Annotated in this window: 20 protein-coding genes and 1 pseudogene; 18 read left to right on the top strand and 3 right to left on the bottom strand. The window is 64.3% G+C overall.

From position 1 onward, the window contains the following. Window positions 1-12: 12 nt before the first annotated feature. The gene (gene queA / locus EJI00_RS16240; protein WP_126748530.1) at window positions 13-1,074 is read right to left on the bottom strand and encodes a tRNA preQ1(34) S-adenosylmethionine ribosyltransferase-isomerase QueA; all 1,062 of its coding nucleotides are present in this window, start codon (window positions 1,072-1,074) and stop codon (window positions 13-15) included. Between the two features lie 83 nt (window positions 1,075-1,157). Between queA and recG the strand changes: the two genes are divergently transcribed. The 4 genes from recG (at window position 1,158) to ubiA (ending at window position 6,008) form a co-directional block, all read left to right on the top strand. After that, window positions 1,158-3,287, top strand: a complete 2,130-nt coding sequence (recG, locus tag EJI00_RS16235) for an ATP-dependent DNA helicase RecG (RefSeq protein ID WP_126748529.1) — start codon at window positions 1,158-1,160, stop codon at window positions 3,285-3,287. Between the two features lie 104 nt (window positions 3,288-3,391). Next, window positions 3,392-4,357, top strand: coding sequence for a LysR substrate-binding domain-containing protein (locus EJI00_RS16230; protein WP_126748528.1), 966 nt, complete (start codon window positions 3,392-3,394; stop codon window positions 4,355-4,357). Window positions 4,358-4,510: 153 nt separating this feature from the next. Further along, on the top strand, window positions 4,511-5,086 hold the full coding sequence (locus tag EJI00_RS16225) for a Dps family protein (protein WP_126748527.1): 576 nt from the start codon (window positions 4,511-4,513) through the stop codon (window positions 5,084-5,086). A gap of 61 nt (window positions 5,087-5,147) precedes the next feature. Next, window positions 5,148-6,008, top strand: coding sequence for a 4-hydroxybenzoate octaprenyltransferase (ubiA, locus tag EJI00_RS16220; protein WP_126748526.1), 861 nt, complete (start codon window positions 5,148-5,150; stop codon window positions 6,006-6,008). Between the two features lie 22 nt (window positions 6,009-6,030). Here the strand turns inward: ubiA and proC are convergent, their stop codons facing one another. Together proC and EJI00_RS16210 are read right to left on the bottom strand one after the other, a co-directional pair. Next, window positions 6,031-6,888, bottom strand: coding sequence for a pyrroline-5-carboxylate reductase (proC, locus tag EJI00_RS16215; protein WP_126748525.1), 858 nt, complete (start codon window positions 6,886-6,888; stop codon window positions 6,031-6,033). Then, window positions 6,885-8,066, bottom strand: a pseudogene (locus EJI00_RS16210) (esterase-like activity of phytase family protein). Before EJI00_RS16210 ends, proC begins: the two are co-directional and overlap by 4 nt. Before the next feature lie 215 nt (window positions 8,067-8,281). On the opposite strand from EJI00_RS16210, the gene rplN reads away from it, so the two are divergent. From rplN to rpsK, 14 genes are all read left to right on the top strand, one after another. Next, entirely contained in the window at window positions 8,282-8,650 is a 369-nt protein-coding gene (gene rplN / locus EJI00_RS16205) for a 50S ribosomal protein L14 (RefSeq protein WP_009124801.1), read from the top strand. Between the two features lie 13 nt (window positions 8,651-8,663). Then, complete coding sequence (gene rplX, locus EJI00_RS16200) at window positions 8,664-8,996, top strand: 50S ribosomal protein L24 (protein ID WP_126748524.1); 333 nt, start codon at window positions 8,664-8,666, stop codon at window positions 8,994-8,996. 11 nt (window positions 8,997-9,007) lie between these two features. After that, window positions 9,008-9,547: a 50S ribosomal protein L5 gene (gene rplE, locus EJI00_RS16195; protein WP_013544114.1), complete on the top strand. Its 540-nt coding sequence runs from the start codon at window positions 9,008-9,010 to the stop codon at window positions 9,545-9,547. Window positions 9,548-9,555: 8 nt separating this feature from the next. Next, window positions 9,556-9,861 carry a 30S ribosomal protein S14 gene (gene rpsN, locus EJI00_RS16190; RefSeq protein ID WP_015867798.1) on the top strand — a complete coding sequence of 102 codons (306 nt, stop codon included), beginning with the start codon at window positions 9,556-9,558 and terminating at the stop codon, window positions 9,859-9,861. Between the two features lie 20 nt (window positions 9,862-9,881). After that, entirely contained in the window at window positions 9,882-10,277 is a 396-nt protein-coding gene (rpsH, locus tag EJI00_RS16185) for a 30S ribosomal protein S8 (protein ID WP_093020602.1), read from the top strand. Between the two features lie 24 nt (window positions 10,278-10,301). Continuing rightward, entirely contained in the window at window positions 10,302-10,835 is a 534-nt protein-coding gene (gene rplF, locus EJI00_RS16180; protein WP_009124809.1) for a 50S ribosomal protein L6, read from the top strand. 14 nt (window positions 10,836-10,849) lie between these two features. Further along, window positions 10,850-11,215: a 50S ribosomal protein L18 gene (gene rplR, locus EJI00_RS16175; protein WP_021012927.1), complete on the top strand. Its 366-nt coding sequence runs from the start codon at window positions 10,850-10,852 to the stop codon at window positions 11,213-11,215. An 18-nt stretch (window positions 11,216-11,233) separates the two neighbouring features. Then, window positions 11,234-11,752, top strand: a complete 519-nt coding sequence (gene rpsE, locus EJI00_RS16170) for a 30S ribosomal protein S5 (protein ID WP_126748523.1) — start codon at window positions 11,234-11,236, stop codon at window positions 11,750-11,752. A 32-nt stretch (window positions 11,753-11,784) separates the two neighbouring features. Beyond that, on the top strand, window positions 11,785-11,970 hold the full coding sequence (rpmD, locus tag EJI00_RS16165; protein ID WP_009124818.1) for a 50S ribosomal protein L30: 186 nt from the start codon (window positions 11,785-11,787) through the stop codon (window positions 11,968-11,970). An 11-nt stretch (window positions 11,971-11,981) separates the two neighbouring features. Further along, window positions 11,982-12,413, top strand: coding sequence for a 50S ribosomal protein L15 (gene rplO, locus EJI00_RS16160; protein WP_126748522.1), 432 nt, complete (start codon window positions 11,982-11,984; stop codon window positions 12,411-12,413). A gap of 26 nt (window positions 12,414-12,439) precedes the next feature. Continuing rightward, complete coding sequence (secY, locus tag EJI00_RS16155; protein WP_126748521.1) at window positions 12,440-13,753, top strand: preprotein translocase subunit SecY; 1,314 nt, start codon at window positions 12,440-12,442, stop codon at window positions 13,751-13,753. A gap of 75 nt (window positions 13,754-13,828) precedes the next feature. Then, window positions 13,829-13,942, top strand: a complete 114-nt coding sequence (gene rpmJ, locus EJI00_RS16150; RefSeq protein ID WP_013544106.1) for a 50S ribosomal protein L36 — start codon at window positions 13,829-13,831, stop codon at window positions 13,940-13,942. A gap of 23 nt (window positions 13,943-13,965) precedes the next feature. After that, on the top strand, window positions 13,966-14,331 hold the full coding sequence (gene rpsM, locus EJI00_RS16145) for a 30S ribosomal protein S13 (RefSeq protein WP_013544105.1): 366 nt from the start codon (window positions 13,966-13,968) through the stop codon (window positions 14,329-14,331). Window positions 14,332-14,343: 12 nt separating this feature from the next. Continuing rightward, complete coding sequence (gene rpsK / locus EJI00_RS16140; RefSeq protein ID WP_009124825.1) at window positions 14,344-14,748, top strand: 30S ribosomal protein S11; 405 nt, start codon at window positions 14,344-14,346, stop codon at window positions 14,746-14,748. Window positions 14,749-14,833: the final 85 nt, after the last annotated feature.

Raw genomic sequence — 14,833 nt, 5'->3', positions numbered from 1 at the left:
ATGATTTGCGATCTATTCTGACTGCTTAAACTGGGGATTCTTGCGCCTAAGCAGCATGGAGTCGCCATAGCTGAAGAAGCGGTATCGATGGGCAATGGCGTGGGCATACAGCGCCATCACGCGCTCGTAGCCCGCAAAGGCCGAGACCAGCATCATCAGCGTGCTCTTCGGCAAATGGAAGTTGGTGACCAGCAGGTCGACATGCTCGAAGGCAAAACCCGGCGTGATGAAGATGCGCGTGTCGCCGCTCGACTCGCCGCTCTTGGCCCACGACTCGAGCGTGCGCACGGTGGTGGTGCCGACCGCGACCACGCGGCCGCCGCGTGCCTTGCACTCGGCAATTGCGCGCTGCGTGGCTTCGGGCACCTCGTAGCGCTCGGCGTGCATCGTGTGCTCGGCAATGTTCTCGGTCTTGACAGGCTGGAAAGTGCCGGCGCCCACGTGCAGCGTGACGTTGGCGCGCTGCACGCCGCGGGCTTCGAGCTCGTCGAGCAGCGCTTCGTCGAAGTGCAGCGCCGCCGTCGGTGCCGCCACGGCGCCGGGCACGCGCGCGAACACGGTCTGGTAGCGGCTCTCGTCGTCGGCCGAATCGGTGTGGGTGATGTAGGGCGGCAGCGGCACGTGGCCGCAGCGGGCCATCAGCGCATAGGGGTCTTCGCCCGCGTCGCTTTCGAAGCCGAACCGGAACAGCGCGCCGTCTTCTTCCGGCCAGCGCCCCAGAAGCGTCGCACGAAAGCCGCCCACCATCTGCAGCGTGGTGCCCACGGGCGGCTTCTTGCTGACCTTCATGTGCGCAACCACCTCGTGGCCCTGCAGCACGCGCTCCACGAGCAGTTCGAGCTTGCCCCCGGTCGGCTTCTCGCCGAAGAGGCGTGCCTTGACCACGCGGGTGTCGTTGAAGACCAGCAGGTCGCCCGCACGCAGCAGCGAAGGCAGGCTCTTGAAGATGCGATCGGCCGGCTCGCTGCCGGTGCCGTCGAGCAGGCGGGACGAAGTGCGTTCGGCGGCCGGGTGCTGCGCCACCAGCTCGGTGGGCAGGTCGAAATCGAAATCGGAAAGCGTGAAGGCGCGCATGGTGCTTGAGGGCCGGACGGGCCCGTGCCAAGAAGGCGTGGAAGATGAGTAAAAGCGTGGCCGGAGCCGGGCAGAATTGTCCCATGCCCGCTTCCGCGAAGTCAGTGCCGACCGAAAAGGCCTCCAGCCCGCCCGCCGCCGCCCCAGCCGCGCCCGGCGCCGGCCTGAGCGCCGTGCAGCGCGCGCTGCGCAAGCTCGGCCTGGTGCGCGACATCGACTTTGCGCTCTACCTGCCGATGCGCTACGAGGACGAGACCCGCATCGTGCGGCTGGCCGACACGCGCGACGGCGACATGGCGCAGGTCGAAGGCGTGGTGACCGAGTGCGAGGTGGTGTTTCGCCCCCGCCGGCAATTGATTGCCACCATTGACGACGGCAGCGACACCTGCCAGCTTCGCTTCTTCAATTTCTATCCTTCGCAGCAGAAGCAGCTTGCGGTGGGTGCGCGCGTGCGCGTGCGGGGCGAGGTGCGCGGCGGCTTTGTCGGGCGGCAGATCATGCATCCGACCGTCAAGGCGGCGGGCACTTCGCTGCCCGAGGCGCTCACGCCCGTGTATTCGACCGTGGCCGGACTCCCGCAGCCGGTGCTCCGGCGCGAGGTGCGTTCGGGCCTGGCGCGCGCGGTGCTCGACGAGACGGTTCCGGTGCAGATCGGCCTGCGAGGCGCCTGGGATCTGCGCAGTTCGCTGACCTTTCTGCACTACCCCACGCCCGACGTGGCCATGGCCACGCTCGAAGACCATAGCCATCCCGCCTGGCAGCGCATCAAGGCGGAGGAACTGCTGGCGCAGCAGCTTTCGCAGCTGCAGGCGCGGCTGGAGCGGGCGGCGCAGCGCGCACCGGCGCTGCCCTCTTCGACCGAGCCGGAGCCGAGTTCGCTGCATGCGCAATTGCTCGCGGTGCTGCCTTTCGGGCTGACCGGCGCTCAGCAGCGCGTGGGAGAAGAAATCACGCGCGACCTGGGCCGCGAGATTCCGATGCACCGCTTGCTGCAGGGCGACGTGGGCTCGGGCAAGACGGTGGTGGCGGCGCTTGCCGCAGCGCGGGCCATCGACGCGGGGTTTCAGTGCGCATTGATGGCGCCGACCGAAATCCTTGCGGCCCAGCACTTCGGCAAGCTGGTGGGCTGGCTCGATCCGCTGCTGGCGGAGCGGGGCTTGCGCGTGGCCTGGCTCACGGGCAGCCAGAAAAAGAAGGAGCGCGACGCCATGTCGGCCGCGGTGGAAAGCGGCGAGGCGGCCCTGGTGATCGGCACGCATGCCGTCATTTCGGAAAAGGTGCGCTTCAAGAACCTGGCGCTCGCGATCATCGACGAGCAGCATCGCTTCGGCGTGGCTCAGCGGCTCGCGCTGCGCGGCAAGGCAGTCGGGCACCTCGAACCTCACTTGCTGATGATGAGCGCCACGCCCATCCCGCGCACCTTGGCGATGAGCTATTACGCCGACCTCGATGTGTCCACGCTCGACGAACTGCCGCCGGGGCGAACGCCCATCGTCACCAAGCTGGTGGCCGACCACCGGCGCGACGAGGTGATCGATCGCATCCAGGCCCAGGTCGAACAGGGGCGGCAGGTTTATTGGGTGTGTCCGCTCATCGAGGAGAGCGAAGCCGTCGACCTGCGCAACGCCACCGAGACGCGCGACGAGCTGGCCGATGCATTGGGCCCGGCGGTCAACGTCGGGCTGCTGCATTCGCGCATGCCCACCGCCGAGAAGCAAGCGGTGATGGCGGCTTTCACGGTCAACGAAATCCAGGTGCTGGTCAGCACCACGGTGATCGAGGTGGGGGTGGACGTGCCGAACGCCTCTTTGATGGTGATCGAGCACGCCGAGCGCTTCGGCCTCTCGCAGCTGCACCAGCTGCGCGGCCGCGTGGGACGTGGCGCCGCGGCATCGGCCTGCGTGCTGCTCTATGCGCCGGGCGACAGCGGGCGCGTGGGCGAGGCGGCGCGCGCCCGGCTCAAGGCCATGGCCGAAACCAGCGACGGCTTCGAGATAGCGCGCCGCGACCTCGAGATTCGCGGCCCCGGTGAGTTCCTGGGCGCGCGCCAGTCGGGCGCGCCGTTGCTGCGCTTTGCCGACCTGACCACCGATGTGATGCTGCTCGACTGGGCGCGCGAACTCGCGCCCGTCATGCTTGAAAAGCACCCGGACCTGGCGCAGCGGCATATCGACCGCTGGCTCGGCACCAAGGCCGAGTACCTGAAGGCATAGGCCAGCTTATGGCGCCGGCGGGGCAGCCGGTGGCGCCTGCTCGCCCGAAAGGCGACCCCAGACAGTGCCTGGTCACAGACCCTTGCGCATAATTGACGCAAGCTATGACTCTCACAGAACTCAAATACATCGTTGCAGTAGCCCGCGAACGGCACTTCGGCAAGGCGGCAGAGGCCTGCTACGTCTCCCAACCGACGCTGTCGGTGGCCATCAAGAAGCTCGAGGACGAGCTGGAGGTCAAGCTCTTCGAGCGCAGCGCGGGCGAAGTGACCGTCACGCCGCTGGGCGAGCAGATCGTGCAGCAGGCGCAAAGCGTGCTCGACCAGGCCGCCAGCATCAAGGAAATTGCCAAGCGCGGAAAAGACCCGCTGGCCGGGCCCCTGAACCTGGGGGTGATCTACACCATCGGCCCGTACCTGCTGCCCGATCTGGTGCGCCAGGTGATTGCGCGCACGCCGCAGATGCCGCTGGTGCTGCAGGAGAATTTCACCGCCAAGCTGCTCGAAATGCTGCGCGCCGGCGAGATCGACTGCGCGATCATGGCCGAGCCATTTCCCGATACAGGCCTGGCCATGGCACCGCTCTACGACGAGCCGTTCATGGCGGCGCTGCCCGTGAAGCACAAGTTCGCGGACCGGGAATCGGTGACCTCCGACGAGCTGCAGAACGAAACCATGCTGCTGCTGGGCACCGGCCATTGCTTTCGCGACCATGTGCTGGAGGTGTGCCCCGAGTTCGCTCGCTTCTCAAGCAATGCCGAGGGCATCCGTAAAAGCTTCGAGGGCTCGTCGCTCGAAACCATCAAGCACATGGTGGCGTCCGGCATGGGCGTGACGCTGGTGCCGCGCCTCTCGGTGCCGGCCGAAGCGCTCAAGCCCAAGCTCAAGGGACGCAAGGAGCCCGAACAGATGGTGCGCTACCTGCCGGTGCGCGACGCGCAGGACCGCGACCCGCCCACGCGCCGCGTGGTGCTGGCATGGCGCCGCACGTTCACGCGCTACGAGGCCATCGCCGCATTGCGCAATGCCATCTATGCGTGCGAGCTGCCGGGCGTCAAGCGGCTGTCGTAAGCCTGCCGCAAGAGAGAGCAAACTCGCGAACTTGGCCTACGTGGAGGCCATTCGAATTCATTCATCGCTGGGATAGAGTGACGCTGTTGCGAAGCCGCGGGCCGGCTTTCAGAATAACGGTGTCCCTAAAACTTGAAGAAAGAGTTTCACGCCATGGCAAAAGATTCGAAGAAAGCGTCGTCGTCCTCTTCATCGGGCAAGGTGCCCAAGAAGGGAGACGCCCTGGTGGCCCAGGAGTCGGGCAGCCGCAATGCGCCGATCATCAACATCGGCATCGAGCGCCAGGACCGCGCCGCCATTGCCGAGGGCCTGAGCCGCGTGCTGGCCGACACCTACACGCTCTATCTCACCACGCACAACTTTCACTGGAACGTGACGGGCCCGCACTTCAACTCGCTGCACGCCATGTTCATGACGCAGTACACCGAGCTCTGGGGCGCAACCGACATCATTGCCGAGCGCATTCGCGCGCTCGGCCACTATGCGCCGGGCTCCTATGCCGAATTCAGCAAGATCGCCACCGTGCCCGATGTGCCGCTGACCCCGCCCAAGGCAATGGAGATGGTGCGCATCCTGGTGAAGGGCCACGAAACCGTGTCGCGCATTGCGCGCGAGTTCATTCCGGTGGCGGAAGAGGCCGGCGACGACCCGACGGCCGACATGCTGACCGCGCGCTGCACGGTGCACGACCAGACCGCGTGGATGCTGCGTTCGCTGCTCGAAGACTGAGCGGGCACGCAAACCCGAACCCCGAGAGCGGCACAATGGCCGCTCTTTTTTTGCCTGCCGCATGCTCGCCCGCCGTTTTGCGCTTTATCTCGACCTGATTCGCTGGAACCGCCCCGCCGGTTGGCTGCTGCTGCTCTGGCCCACGTTGGGTGCCCTCTGGTTTGCGGCCGAAGGGTGGCCGGGCTGGCACCTGCTGGCCGTGTTCGTGCTGGGCACCATCCTGATGCGCAGCGCAGGCTGCTGCGTCAACGACGTGGCCGATCGCGACTTCGACCGCCATGTGAAGCGAACCGCGCAGCGGCCGGTGACCAGCGGGGCGGTCTCGGTCAGGGAGGCGCTGGTGCTGGGCGCGGTGCTGGCGCTGCTGGCCTTTGCGCTGGTGCTCACGACCAACCGCGTGACGGTGCTGTGGTCGTTCGCGGCGCTGGCCATCACGCTGGCCTATCCGTTTGCCAAGCGTTTCGTCTCGGTTCCCCAGGCGGTGCTCGGCATTGCCTTCAGCTTCGGTATTCCGATGGCGTTTGCGGCGGTGCAGTCCACCGTGCCGGTGTTCGCCGCCTGGCTGCTCGCCGGCAACCTGTTCTGGGTGCTGGCCTACGACACCGAATACGCCATGGTCGACCGCGACGACGACCTCAAGATCGGCATGAAGACCTCGGCCATCACATTTGGCCGCTTCGACGTGGCCGCGGTCATGGCGAGCTACGGCCTGTTCCTGGCGGTCTGGGCCTGGGCCGGTGCCAGCCGGGGGCTGGGCGCGGTGTTTTTCGCAGCCATTGCCATTGCCGCGGCGCAGGCGGGCTGGCACTGGCGGCTGATTCGCGACCGCACCCGCGACGGCTGCTTCAAGGCCTTCCGGTTGAACCACTGGCTCGGCTTCACGGTGTTCGCCGGCATCGCGGCCGGCTACGCGCTGAGATAGCGCGATCGTTAAGCGGGGCCGCTCAGGCCTTGCCGAATTCTTCGCCCAGCTCAGCTGCGCGCTGCTGGGCCGCGCGAATGGCGGTCTTGAACTTTGCCTTGACGTCGGCTGCCTCGAGCGACGTGAGGGCCGCATAGGTGGTTCCGCCCTTCGACGTCACGCGCTCGCGCAGCACCGATGGCGGCTCGGTGGCGCTGTGCGCCAGCGCCGAGGCGCCGGTGAAGGTGCCGACTGCCAGCCGCAGGGCCTGGTCGGACGAAAGGCCCATTTCGAGGCCGGCCTCGGCCATCGCCTCGATGAAATAGAACACATAGGCCGGACCCGAACCGGACATGGCCGTGACCGCGTCCAGCGCGGCTTCGTCGTCGACCCAGAGCAGCTCGCCGGTGGGCGCCAGCAATTGCGCGACCAGTGCGCGGTCGGCAGCGTCCACGCCGGGCCGCGCGTAGAGACCGGTCATGCCCTGGCCAACCAGCGCCGGCGTATTGGGCATGGCGCGCACCACGCGCTCGCTGCCGAGCCAGCGTGCGATGCTGTCCGAAGGAATGCCCGCCGCAACGCTCAAGTGCAAGGCGTCTTCGGCAAAGGCGCGCACCGGACGGGCGGCTTCCGCAAAGGTCTGCGGCTTGACCGCCCACACCACCACCGCGCAGCGCGAAAGGGCTTCGCTCGCCTCGGCCTTCGCGGCAATGCCGAAGGACTGCGCCAGCTTCTGGCGGGCTTCTTCGAAGGGTTCGACCACCTCGAACGCGTCGGCCGGCGTGCCCTGCTTGATGAGGCCGCCGATGATGGCGCTGGCCATGTTGCCGCCGCCGATGAAGGCGACGGGAGGAAGCGGTGCCGGCGCGGTGCGGGGCAGGAAAGTGACGGCGATGGTCATGGTCGGTCGGTGTATTCGAATGCCGCGAACTGGGTCGTCTGCAGCGGGTTGAAATTGTCGTCGCTCACCACGACCAGCATGCGCTTGCCGTCCGGCAAGGCCGGGCCCCAGCAAAGGCCTTCGGTGTTGTCCAGGCGCGAAAGGCCGAGCGAGGCGAAGTCGGCAACCAGCGTTTTCGCGGCGGGCCGGTGATTGCCCGCCGCGAGCACGCTGGTATTCAGCACATCGGTCGCGTCGCGGGTTTCGATCTCGTAGAGGCGCAGCGAGTTTCCGGCGCCGGTGGCGTAGGCGCGCTCGAGCACCAGCATGCGGTTGCTATCGAGCATCAGGATCTCGCTGATGCCGTTGTCGGCATGGCTCCCGGGGAGGAGCGGTTGCAGCGGAATCGGGTCGGGAGTGTAGGCGATCTGGCGAACGGCTCGGCCGGTTTCCAGGTCGACCAGCATCAGGCGGCAGGGGCCCCCGGCCGCCTGGGTGGTGGGAGCCGGGCCGTCCTGGATCAGGGCGTTCTCCATCGCGAGCCAGGCATGGCGGCCGTCCGGTGTCACCGCGAGGCCTTCGAAACCCAGGTTGTCGCGCGGACCGCGTTGCCGGGCCGGATCGGGGGTGAACATGGCCGGCAGCGCGAATTCGCGCACCAGGCGGCCATCGCGTGCCGATTCATAGAGGGCGGGACCGAATCCGCGCAGCACCTCCCCTTCGCTCACCCAGAGCAGGGTGCCGGCCCCTGGCCGCAGGCGCAGCGATTCGGGGTCTGCCACAGGGGTGCCCCGCCCGGCGCGGCGCTGATCGGACCAAGGGCCGCCGCAGGGTCGTTGCAGCTGAACCACATCTCGCGGGGCGGGCGCCTAGGCCCAAGGCGCGGGCCAAGAGGCGGTGTACAAACGTGCGGGGCTCAAGTCTGATCGGTCATCACTGAGTAGCAAGTACTCGCTTTTTTCTGCGTCGTAGTCCACACCGGAAAGGCCGCCCGCCGTGGTGCCCTGTATATTCAGCCGGTGCAGCCACTGGGCCTCCGCGATGCGGCGCAGTCGTCCTGCCCCCGGCAGCGGCGCTGCCGGACTTCCGCAGCCCCCCAGTCCCGAGCCTGCCAAAGCGGCGGCTGCGCCAGCCAGCAGCAGCAGCCGGCGCCGCCCGGCCGACGTAGTTTCCTGGAGCTCTGGAATAAAGGTGCGCACGCCGCCAAGTCTAGTTCCAGCGCATTTCCGGGCCACAAGGCAGTTGACAGCCTTTTGCCTGCGTGCCACAATCGCTGGCTTCGCTTCAAAAAGGCGAAGCTTTCAGCCCAAAGCGGAAGTGCCTCGAGTGGTTCGAGGTGCAGACGACGGGCCCAAGACTGACCGCAGCGTCTCCCTCCTGGAGGCGCATCGGTACAAGTTGGGAACTACTAGCAATGATCCAAACTGAATCCCGGCTCGAAGTGGCCGACAACACAGGCGCGAAGTCCGTCCTGTGTATCAAGGTGCTCGGTGGCTCCAAGCGGCGTTATGCCAGCGTGGGCGACGTCATCAAGGTCAGCATCAAGGAAGCCGCTCCGCGTGGTCGCGTCAAGAAGGGCGAGATCTACAGTGCAGTGGTGGTCCGCACCGCCAAGGGCATCCGTCGCGCCGACGGCTCCCTCGTCAAATTCGATGGCAACGCAGCCGTGTTGCTCAACGCCAAGCTGGAGCCGATCGGCACCCGCATCTTCGGACCGGTGACGCGCGAGTTGCGCACCGAAAAGTTCATGAAGATCGTGTCGCTGGCCCCCGAAGTTCTGTAAGGACAACAACGCCATGAACAAGATTCGCAAAGGCGACCAGGTCATCGTGTTGGCCGGGCGCGACAAGGGCAAGCGCGGCGTCGTCTCGCTGCGCAAGGACGATTCGCACCTCGTCGTCGAGGGCGTGAACATCGTCAAGAAGCACGCCAAGCCGAACCCCCTCAAGGGTACGACCGGCGGCATCGTCGAGAAGACCATGCCCATCCACCAATCCAACGTGGCGATCTTCAATGCCGCGACCGGCAAGGCCGATCGCGTGGGCATCAAGATCACCCAGGGTGCTGACGGCAAGCGCGTGGCTGTTCGCGTCTTCAAGTCCAGCGGCGACGAAATCAAGTTCGCCTAAGAGGTACTCACATGGCACGTCTCCAACAACACTATCGCGAAAAGATCGCGAAAGACCTGACGGAAAAGTTCGGCTACAAGTCGCCGATGCAGGTCCCCCGCCTCACCAAGATCACCCTGAACATGGGTGTGGGTGAAGCTGTCGCCGACAAGAAGGTTCTCGACAATGCTGTCGCCGACCTGACCAAGATCGCCGGCCAGAAGCCCGTGGTCACCAAGTCGAAGAAGGCTATCGCCGGTTTCAAGATCCGCGAAAACCAGCCCATCGGCTGCATGGTCACGCTGCGTGGCGTGCAGATGTATGAGTTCCTGGACCGTTTCGTGACCATCGCGCTGCCGCGTGTTCGCGACTTCCGCGGCATCTCCGGCCGTGCGTTCGACGGCCGTGGCAACTACAACATCGGCGTCAAGGAACAGATCATTTTCCCCGAGATCGAATACGACAAGGTCGATGCCCTGCGCGGTCTCAACATCAGCATCACGACGACGGCCAAGACCGACGAAGAAGCCAAGGCGCTTCTCGCTGGTTTTCGTTTCCCGTTCAAGAACTGAGGCGAACCGTGGCTAAACAATCCCTGATCCAACGCGAACTCAAGCGCGACAAGCTGGTCGCCAAGTACGCTGCGAAGCACGCGGAACTGAAGGCAATTTCCAACGACCTGAAGAAGAGCGACGAAGAGCGCGCTGCTGCCCGCCTGGGCCTGCAAAAGCTCCCGCGCAACGCGAACCCCACGCGTCAGCGCAACCGCTGCGAAATCACCGGTCGCCCTCGTGGCACCTTCCGTCAATTCGGTCTGGCCCGCGCCAAGATCCGCGAACTGGCTTTCAATGGCGACATCCCTGGTGTCACCAAGGCCAGCTGGTAAGCCAGGCAGGAGCAAACAACATGAGCATGAGTGATCCCATTGCCGACCTGCTGACGCGTATCCGTAACGCGCAGATGGTGGCGAAGCCCACTGTGTCGATCCCGTCTTCCAAGGTGAAGGCTGCGATTGCACAGGTCCTGAAGGACGAAGGCTACATCGACGGCTTTGAAGTGAAGACCGAGGCCGGCAAGTCCGAACTCGTGATTACCCTGAAGTACTACGCTGGCCGTCCGGTCATCGAGCGCATCGAGCGCGTGAGCCGTCCCGGCCTGCGCGTCTACAAGGCCAGTGCTTCCATTCCGCAAGTCCAGAACGGCCTCGGCGTTGCGATCGTCACGACCCCCAAGGGTGTGATGACGGACCGCAAGGCGCGCGCTACCGGTGTCGGTGGCGAAGTGCTGTGCTACGTCGCCTAACCGAGACATCGAGGAGTAACTGAAATGTCCCGAGTAGGAAAAATGCCGATCACCATCCCCGCAGGCGTGGATGTGTCGATCAAGGAAGACCAGATCAGCGTCAAGGGCACGGGCGGCACGCTCAACCTCGCACGCAACGCACTGGTCAAGATCGTCAGCAATGACGGCAAGCTGAACTTCGAACCCGCCAACGAATCGCGTGAAGCGAATGCGATGAGCGGCACGATCCGCCAGCTGGTGAACAACATGGTGGTTGGCGTGACCAAGGGCTTCGAGAAGAAGCTCAACCTGGTCGGCGTCGGCTACAAGGCCGCGGCGTCCAACAACAAGTTGAACCTGCAAGTCGGTTATTCGCACCCGGTCAACATCGACATGCCGCAAGGCATCACGGTGGCCACCGCGACCCCGACCGAAATCGTGATCAAGGGTGCTGACCGTCAGCGCGTTGGTCAAATCGCCGCTGAGATCCGCGCTGTTCGTCCGCCTGAGCCTTACAAGGGCAAGGGCATCCGTTATTCGGACGAGAAGATCGTGATCAAAGAGACCAAGAAGAAGTAAGGGGCAGCAAAATGATGTTGACCAAAAAAGCACAGCGTCTTCGCCGCTCGCGCCAGACCCGCATCCGCATCGCGACGCAGGGCGTGGCTCGCCTGACGGTGAACCGCACCAACCTGCACATCTATGCCACCGTCATCTCCGACGACGGCACCAAGGTGATCGCCACCGCATCGACGGCCGAAGCCGAAGTGCGCGCTGCACTCGGCGGCTCGGGCAAGGGTGGCAATGCCGCCGCTGCAACGGCCATCGGCAAGCGCATCGCTGAAAAGGCGAAGGCTGCCGGCGTCGAGAAGGTCGCTTTCGACCGCGCAGGCTTTGCGTACCACGGCCGCGTCAAGGCGCTGGCCGACGCAGCCCGCGAAGCCGGCTTGCAGTTCTAACCGGACACGAGATTCAAAATGGCAAAGATTCAAGCAAGAACGCAGAACGAAGGACCCGAGGACGGCCTGCGCGAGAAGATGATCGCGATCAACCGCGTCACCAAGGTGGTGAAGGGTGGTCGTATCCTCGGTTTCGCCGCGCTGACCGTGGTCGGTGACGGCGACGGCAAGGTCGGCATGGGCAAGGGCAAATCCAAGGAAGTGCCTGCTGCCGTGCAGAAGGCCATGGAAGAAGCCCGCCGCAACCTGTTCAAGATCTCGATCAAGAACGGCACGCTGCACCATCGCGTGACGGGTCATCACGGCGCCGCTTCGGTCGTCATGATCCCGGCACCCAAGGGTACCGGCATCATCGCCGGCGGCCCGATGCGCGCCGTGTTCGAAGTTCTGGGCATCACCGACATCGTGGCCAAGAGCCATGGTTCGTCGAACCCCTACAACATGGTCCGCGCCACGCTCGACGGGTTGAAGAACTCGACGACCGCGTCCGAAGTGGCTGCCAAGCGTGGCCTGACCGTCGAAGAGATCTTCGCCTGAGCGCGAGCTCTCGCAAGGCAGGAAGCATTCAAATGACGACGCAACAACAAACCCTCAAGGTGCAATTGGTCAAGAGCCCGATTGGCACCAAGGAATCGCATCGCGCGACCGTGCGCGGCCTCGGCCTGCGCAAGCTCAACAGCGTGAGCGAGCTGCAGGACACCCCGGCGGTGCGGGGCATGATCAACAAGATCAGTTATCTGGTCAAAGTTCTGTAAGAGAGACTGATATGGAACTCAATGGCATCAAGCCGGCAGCCGGCGCCAAGCACGCCAAGCGCCGTGTTGGCCGCGGTATCGGCTCCGGTATCGGCAAGACCGCGGGTCGCGGTCACAAGGGTCAGAAGTCGCGCGCAGGCGGTTTCCACAAGGTCGGCTTCGAAGGCGGTCAAATGCCGCTGCAGCGTCGCCTGCCGAAGCGTGGCTTCAAGTCGCACCTGCTGAAGTTCAACGCCGAAGTCACGCTGACTGCCCTCGAGCAGCTCGGCCTGGCCGAAGTCGACATCCTGGCGCTCAAGCAAGCCGGCCTCGTTGGCCAGCTCGCCAAGGTCGTCAAGGTCGTCAAGACCGGTGAACTCACCAAGGCCGTCAAGCTGACGGGCGTGGGCGCAACCGCTGGTGCCAAGGCTGCGATCGAAGCAGCCGGCGGCAGCATCGCCTGATCACACTGGACTGAAAGAAGTTCTTCGTGGCAACTAACGCGGCAACGATCGCAAAAACAGGCAAGTTCGGCGACCTCCGCCGCCGGCTCGTCTTTTTGCTGCTCGCGCTCGTGGTCTATCGGATCGGCGCGCACATTCCTGTGCCGGGCATCAACCCGGACCAGCTGGCTGCGTTGTTCCAGGGCCAGCAGGGCGGCATTCTGAGCCTGTTCAACATGTTCTCGGGCGGGGCGCTGTCGCGCTTCACCGTGTTCGCGTTGGGGATCATGCCGTACATCTCGGCGTCGATCATCATGCAGTTGATGACCTACGTGGTTCCTGCCTTCGAGCAATTGAAGAAGGAAGGCGAGGCTGGCCGTCGCAAGATCACGCAGTACACGCGCTACGGCGCGCTCGGTCTGGCCTTGTTCCAGTCGTTCAGCATCGCGGTGGCTCTCGAGTCGTCGGCCGGCCTGGTGAACTCCCCCGGTTTCGGCTTCCGCCTGACCGCGATGGTGAGCCTGACGGCGGGTTCGATGTTCCTGATGTGGCTCGGCGAGCAGATCACCGAGCGCGGCCTGGGCAACGGCATCTCGATCCTGATCTTTGCAGGTATCGCGGCCGGTCTGCCGAGCGCCATTGGCGGCCTTGCGTCGCTGGTGACGACCGGTGCGATGAATCCGATCATCGCGCTCTTCATCATCGCGATCGTGGTGCTGGTCACCTACTTCGTGGTGTTCGTCGAACGCGGCCAGCGCAAGATCCTCGTGAACTATGCGCGGCGCCAGGTCGGCAACAAGGTCTATGGCGGCCAGTCGTCGCACCTGCCCTTGAAGCTGAACATGGCCGGTGTGATTCCGCCGATTTTCGCCTCGTCGATCATCCTGCTGCCGGCAACGGTGGTCGGCTGGTTCAGCACCGGTGAAGGCGGCTTCCGCTGGATCAAGGACATTGCCAGCGCACTGCGCCCGGGCGAGCCGATCTACGTGCTGTTATACGCTGCCGCGATCGTTTTCTTCTGCTTCTTCTACACGGCACTCGTGTTCAACAGCAAGGAAACGGCCGACAACCTGAAGAAGAGTGGTGCTTTCATTCCTGGCATTCGCCCGGGTGACCAGACCGCTCGCTATATCGACAAAATTCTGGTTCGCCTGACGTTGGCTGGCGCGGTGTACATCACCTTCGTCTGCCTGCTGCCCGAGTTCCTGATCCTGAAGTACAACGTACCGTTCTACTTCGGTGGTACCTCCCTGCTGATCATCGTGGTCGTCACGATGGACTTCATGGCCCAGGTGCAAAACTACATGATGTCCCAGCAGTACGAATCGCTGCTGAAGAAGGCCAACTTCAAGACATCGTAGGGCCGTGAGTTTCAGTATTGAGAATATTGGGTGTGGGCGGTGTACCGCCACGTTAAACAGTTTTAGGAGAATGAAATGAGAGTTTCGGCTTCGGTCAAAACCATCTGCCGTAATTGCAAGGTCATCCGCCGTAAAGGTGTGGTGCGTGTGATTTGCACCGACCCGCGCCACAAGCAGCGCCAGGGTTGATTGAAGAGTATTAGAGGACGCACATGGCACGTATTGCTGGCATCAACATTCCGCCGCACAAGCACGCTGAAATCGGCCTGACCGCCATCTTCGGCATCGGTCGCACCCGCGCCCGTCAAATCTGCGAAGCGAGCGGCATCGAATATTCGAAGAAGATCAAGGACCTGACTGACGCCGATCTCGAAAAGATCCGCGACCAGATCGCCTTGTTCACCATCGAAGGCGATCTGCGTCGCGAGACGACGATGAACATCAAGCGTTTGATGGACATCGGCTGCTATCGCGGCTTCCGTCACCGTCGCGGCCTGCCGATGCGCGGCCAGCGCACGCGCACCAACGCCCGCACCCGCAAGGGTCCGCGCAAGGCTGCGCAGTCCCTGAAGAAATAAGGATAGACCAGCATGGCTAAAGCACCTGCAAACAACGCCGCACAGCGCGTTCGCAAGAAGGTTCGCAAGAACGTTGCGGACGGTATCGCCCACGTGCATGCCTCGTTCAACAACACCATCATCACGATCACCGATCGCCAGGGCAACGCCCTGTCGTGGGCTTCGTCGGGTGGCCAGGGCTTCAAGGGCTCGCGCAAGTCGACGCCGTTCGCTGCGCAGGTGGCTTCCGAAGTGGCCGGCCGTGCTGCTGTCGAACAAGGTATCAAGAACCTCGACGTCGAGATCAAGGGCCCCGGCCCTGGTCGCGAATCGTCGGTGCGCGCACTGGCTGCGCTCGGCATCCGGATCAATTCCATTGCCGACGTGACGCCCGTTCCGCACAACGGCTGCCGTCCCCAGAAGCGTCGCCGCATCTGATCGTCAGTCCGCAAGGCGCAGCCGGCTTTTGAGCGGCTGCGCATTTGTTTTTTTACTAAGCCCACCGCCATCCGCGTCTTCGCCG

This window comes from Variovorax sp. DXTD-1, from assembly GCF_003984625.1.
GTDB lineage: Bacteria > Pseudomonadota > Gammaproteobacteria > Burkholderiales > Burkholderiaceae_C > Variovorax.
This window is presented reverse-complemented; position numbering and strand designations above follow the sequence as displayed.

Bases quoted from the DNA above. Each gene is read 5' to 3' on its own strand.
- EJI00_RS16230 (WP_126748528.1), top strand. From the start codon at position 3,392: ATGACTCTCACAGAACTCAAATACATCGTTGCAGTAGCCCGCGAACGG.
- rpsK (WP_009124825.1), top strand. From the start codon at position 14,344: ATGGCTAAAGCACCTGCAAACAACGCCGCACAGCGCGTTCGCAAGAAG.
- rpsE (WP_126748523.1), top strand. From the start codon at position 11,234: ATGGCAAAGATTCAAGCAAGAACGCAGAACGAAGGACCCGAGGACGGC.
- rplX (WP_126748524.1), top strand. From the start codon at position 8,664: ATGAACAAGATTCGCAAAGGCGACCAGGTCATCGTGTTGGCCGGGCGC.
- rpmD (WP_009124818.1), top strand. From the start codon at position 11,785: ATGACGACGCAACAACAAACCCTCAAGGTGCAATTGGTCAAGAGCCCG.
- EJI00_RS16225 (WP_126748527.1), top strand. From the start codon at position 4,511: ATGGCAAAAGATTCGAAGAAAGCGTCGTCGTCCTCTTCATCGGGCAAG.
- recG (WP_126748529.1), top strand. From the start codon at position 1,158: ATGCCCGCTTCCGCGAAGTCAGTGCCGACCGAAAAGGCCTCCAGCCCG.
- proC (WP_126748525.1), bottom strand. From the start codon at position 6,888: ATGACCATCGCCGTCACTTTCCTGCCCCGCACCGCGCCGGCACCGCTT.
- rpsM (WP_013544105.1), top strand. From the start codon at position 13,966: ATGGCACGTATTGCTGGCATCAACATTCCGCCGCACAAGCACGCTGAA.
- rplE (WP_013544114.1), top strand. From the start codon at position 9,008: ATGGCACGTCTCCAACAACACTATCGCGAAAAGATCGCGAAAGACCTG.
- rplR (WP_021012927.1), top strand. From the start codon at position 10,850: ATGTTGACCAAAAAAGCACAGCGTCTTCGCCGCTCGCGCCAGACCCGC.
- ubiA (WP_126748526.1), top strand. From the start codon at position 5,148: ATGCTCGCCCGCCGTTTTGCGCTTTATCTCGACCTGATTCGCTGGAAC.
- queA (WP_126748530.1), bottom strand. From the start codon at position 1,074: ATGCGCGCCTTCACGCTTTCCGATTTCGATTTCGACCTGCCCACCGAG.
- rplF (WP_009124809.1), top strand. From the start codon at position 10,302: ATGTCCCGAGTAGGAAAAATGCCGATCACCATCCCCGCAGGCGTGGAT.
- rplN (WP_009124801.1), top strand. From the start codon at position 8,282: ATGATCCAAACTGAATCCCGGCTCGAAGTGGCCGACAACACAGGCGCG.
- rpmJ (WP_013544106.1), top strand. From the start codon at position 13,829: ATGAGAGTTTCGGCTTCGGTCAAAACCATCTGCCGTAATTGCAAGGTC.
- rplO (WP_126748522.1), top strand. From the start codon at position 11,982: ATGGAACTCAATGGCATCAAGCCGGCAGCCGGCGCCAAGCACGCCAAG.
- rpsH (WP_093020602.1), top strand. From the start codon at position 9,882: ATGAGCATGAGTGATCCCATTGCCGACCTGCTGACGCGTATCCGTAAC.